At 57.2% G+C, this 3,063-nt stretch carries 3 protein-coding genes and 1 pseudogene; all 4 read right to left on the minus strand.

Going from position 1 to position 3,063, the window contains the following annotated elements; all coding sequences use genetic code 11:
- The coding region (locus tag ACQKPE_RS26115) for a GTP-binding protein (RefSeq protein ID WP_132579187.1) at positions 1-110 on the minus strand (110 nt) is incomplete at its 3' end.
- 27 nt (positions 111-137) lie between these two features.
- The gene (fusA, locus tag ACQKPE_RS26120; RefSeq protein WP_427669584.1) at positions 138-2,285 is read right to left on the minus strand and encodes an elongation factor G; all 2,148 of its coding nucleotides are present in this window, start codon (positions 2,283-2,285) and stop codon (positions 138-140) included.
- A 30-nt stretch (positions 2,286-2,315) separates the two neighbouring features.
- Entirely contained in the window at positions 2,316-2,786 is a 471-nt protein-coding gene (gene rpsG, locus ACQKPE_RS26125; protein ID WP_003246741.1) for a 30S ribosomal protein S7, read from the minus strand.
- 106 nt (positions 2,787-2,892) lie between these two features.
- Positions 2,893-3,063, minus strand: a pseudogene (gene rpsL, locus ACQKPE_RS26130) (30S ribosomal protein S12); the annotation flags it as partial.

Genomic DNA, 3,063 nt, shown 5'->3' on the forward strand with positions numbered 1-3,063 from the left:
GAGCAAACGCGAGTCAGAGCTGCGGTCAGAGTGGTCTTACCGTGGTCAACGTGGCCGATGGTGCCGACGTTAACGTGGGGAAGGGAACGATCAAATTTTTCTTTAGCCACGACAGTGAACCTCTTGCCTAAAGGGGATTAGCCTTGTTTTTTAACGAGTGCTTCGACGATGTTCGACGGAGCTTCGGCGTATTTGGAGAATTCCATGGAGTAGCTTGCGCGACCCTGAGACATGGAACGAACGTCGGTCGCGTAACCGAACATCTCTCCGAGCGGTACCTCAGCAGTGATTACCTTGCCGGACACCGAGTCTTCATTACCCTGGATCATCCCGCGACGACGGCTCAGGTCACCCATCACGTCACCCAGGTAGTCTTCCGGGGTTACAACTTCGACCTTCATGATCGGCTCAAGCACCACGCCACCGCCCTTCTGGGCCAGCTGCTTGGTCGCCATCGAAGCGGCGATCTTGAACGCCATTTCGTTGGAGTCGACGTCGTGGTACGAACCGTCGAATACCGTGGCCTTCAGGCCGAGCAGTGGATAGCCGGCAACAACGCCGTTTTTCATCTGCTCTTCGATACCCTTCTGGATCGGGGCGATGAATTCCTTAGGAATCACACCACCAACGACTTCGTTGGTGAACACCAGACCTTCGGTGATGTTGCCTTTTTCGTCCACGTCCGGCTCCGAGAAACGGATCCAGCAGTGACCGAACTGACCACGACCACCCGACTGACGAACGAACTTGCCTTCGATCTCGACGTTGGACTTGGTGATCTTCTCGCGGTACGAAACCTGCGGCTTGCCGACGTTGCACTCGACGTTGAACTCGCGTTTCATACGGTCAACGAGGATGTCCAGGTGCAGCTCACCCATACCGGAGATGATGGTCTGGCCGGTTTCTTCGTCGGTCTTGACGCGGAACGACGGGTCTTCCTGGGCCAGCTTGCCCAGAGCGATACCCATCTTCTCCTGGTCAGCCTTGGTTTTCGGCTCTACGGAGAGCGAAATCACCGGCTCAGGGAAGTCCATACGCTCGAGGATGATCGGCTTGTCGGCGTTGCACAGGGTGTCACCGGTGGTGACGTCCTTCATGCCGATCAGAGCAGCGATGTCGCCGGCGCGTACTTCTTTGATCTCTTCACGCTGGTTGGCGTGCATCTGCACCATACGACCAACGCGCTCTTTCTTGCCCTTGACCGAGTTGATGACAGAGTCACCGGAGGTCAGGAAGCCCGAGTAGACGCGGACGAAGGTCAGAGTGCCCACGAACGGGTCGGTGGCAATCTTGAACGCCAGAGCCGAGAACGGCTCGTCATCGTCAGCAGGACGCTCGTCGTACTGCTCTGGAGTGACTTCATCCTTCGGCACGTCGATCAGGTCAGGGTGGATACCCTTGATCGCCGGGATTTCGGTCGGGGCAGGCAGGAAGTCGATGACGGCATCGAGAACCAGGGGAACGCCCTTGTTCTTGAACGACGAACCGCAGACAGCCGGAACGATTTCGCTGGCCAGGGTGCGCGCACGCAGGCCTGCCTTGATCTCTTCGACGGTCAGCTCACCTTCTTCAAGGTACTTGTTCATCAGCTCTTCGTTGGCTTCGGCAGCAGCTTCCACCATGTTCGCGCGCCATTCTTCGGCCAGCTCGAGCATGTCCGCAGGAATTTCTTCCTCACGGTAGGTGGTGCCTTTGTCGTCGTCGTTCCAGTAGATAGCCTTCATCTTGATCAGATCAACCTGACCCTGGAAGTCGTCTTCTGCACCGATAGCCAGCTGGACCGGAACCGGGGTGTGACCCAGGCGGTTCTTGATCTGGCCGATAACGCGCAGGAAGTTGGCACCAGCACGGTCCATCTTGTTCACGTAGACAACACGTGGAACGCCGTACTTGTTGGCCTGACGCCATACGGTTTCGGACTGAGGCTCGACACCGGAAGTACCGCAGAATACGACGACCGCGCCGTCGAGTACGCGCAGCGAACGCTCTACTTCAATGGTGAAGTCAACGTGGCCGGGAGTATCGATGACGTTTACGCGGTAGTTGTCGTACTGACCACGGGAACCTTTCCAGAAGGTGGTAACAGCAGCGGAGGTAATGGTAATACCGCGCTCCTGCTCCTGAACCATCCAGTCGGTGGTCGCGGCGCCGTCATGCACCTCGCCCATCTTGTGGCTCAGACCTGTGTAGAACAGGATCCGCTCGGTAGTGGTGGTCTTGCCCGCGTCAACGTGGGCACAGATACCAATGTTACGGTAGCGGTTAATTGCTGTAGTACGAGCCATAAAGCCCTCGCAAAAAGATTGATGCTTGAATTAGAAGCGGTAGTGCGAGAACGCCTTGTTGGCTTCGGCCATACGGTGCACGTCTTCACGCTTCTTGACTGCAGCACCTTTGCCTTCGGCAGCATCCAGCAGCTCGCCAGCCAGGCGCAGGGCCATGGACTTCTCGCCACGCTTACGGGCGTAGTCTACGAGCCAGCGCATTGCCAGCGCATTACGACGGGAAGGACGAACTTCAACCGGAACCTGGTAAGTGGCACCGCCGACACGGCGGGACTTTACTTCGACCAGCGGAGCGATGGCGTCGAGAGCTTTCTCGAAGATTTCCAGGGGGTCGCTGTTCTTGCGTGCTTTGACGGTATCCAGGGCACCGTAAACGATGCGCTCGGCTACGGCCTTCTTGCCGCTTTCCATCACGTGGTTCATGAACTTGGCGAGGATCTGGGATCCGTACTTCGGATCGTCAAGGATCTCACGTTTTGCTGCTACACGACGTCTTGGCATGATAAGCCCTCAAACGGTCTTCAGGTTAGCCCGGGACGCGGGTCTTCGACCCCTGCCCGACCTTACTCTTATCGACTCAAAAAAATGGAAGTCTGCAAACGGCCGATTACTTCGGACGCTTGGTACCGTATTTCGAACGACCCTGGTTACGGCCTTTAACGCCCGAAGTATCCAGAGAGCCGCGAACGGTGTGGTAACGAACACCTGGCAAGTCTTTTACACGGCCGCCACGGATCAGGACGACGCTGTGCTCTTGCAGGTTGTGGCCTTCACCGCC

It is taken from the genome of Pseudomonas sp. NPDC089554, assembly GCF_050280645.1.
In the GTDB taxonomy this organism is placed as follows: Bacteria; Pseudomonadota; Gammaproteobacteria; order Pseudomonadales; family Pseudomonadaceae; genus Aquipseudomonas.

Excerpts from the sequence above, each read along its gene's own strand:
- fusA (WP_427669584.1), bottom strand. The coding sequence starts at position 2,285 with ATGGCTCGTACTACAGCAATTAACCGCTACCGTAACATTGGTATCTGT.
- rpsG (WP_003246741.1), bottom strand. The coding sequence starts at position 2,786 with ATGCCAAGACGTCGTGTAGCAGCAAAACGTGAGATCCTTGACGATCCG.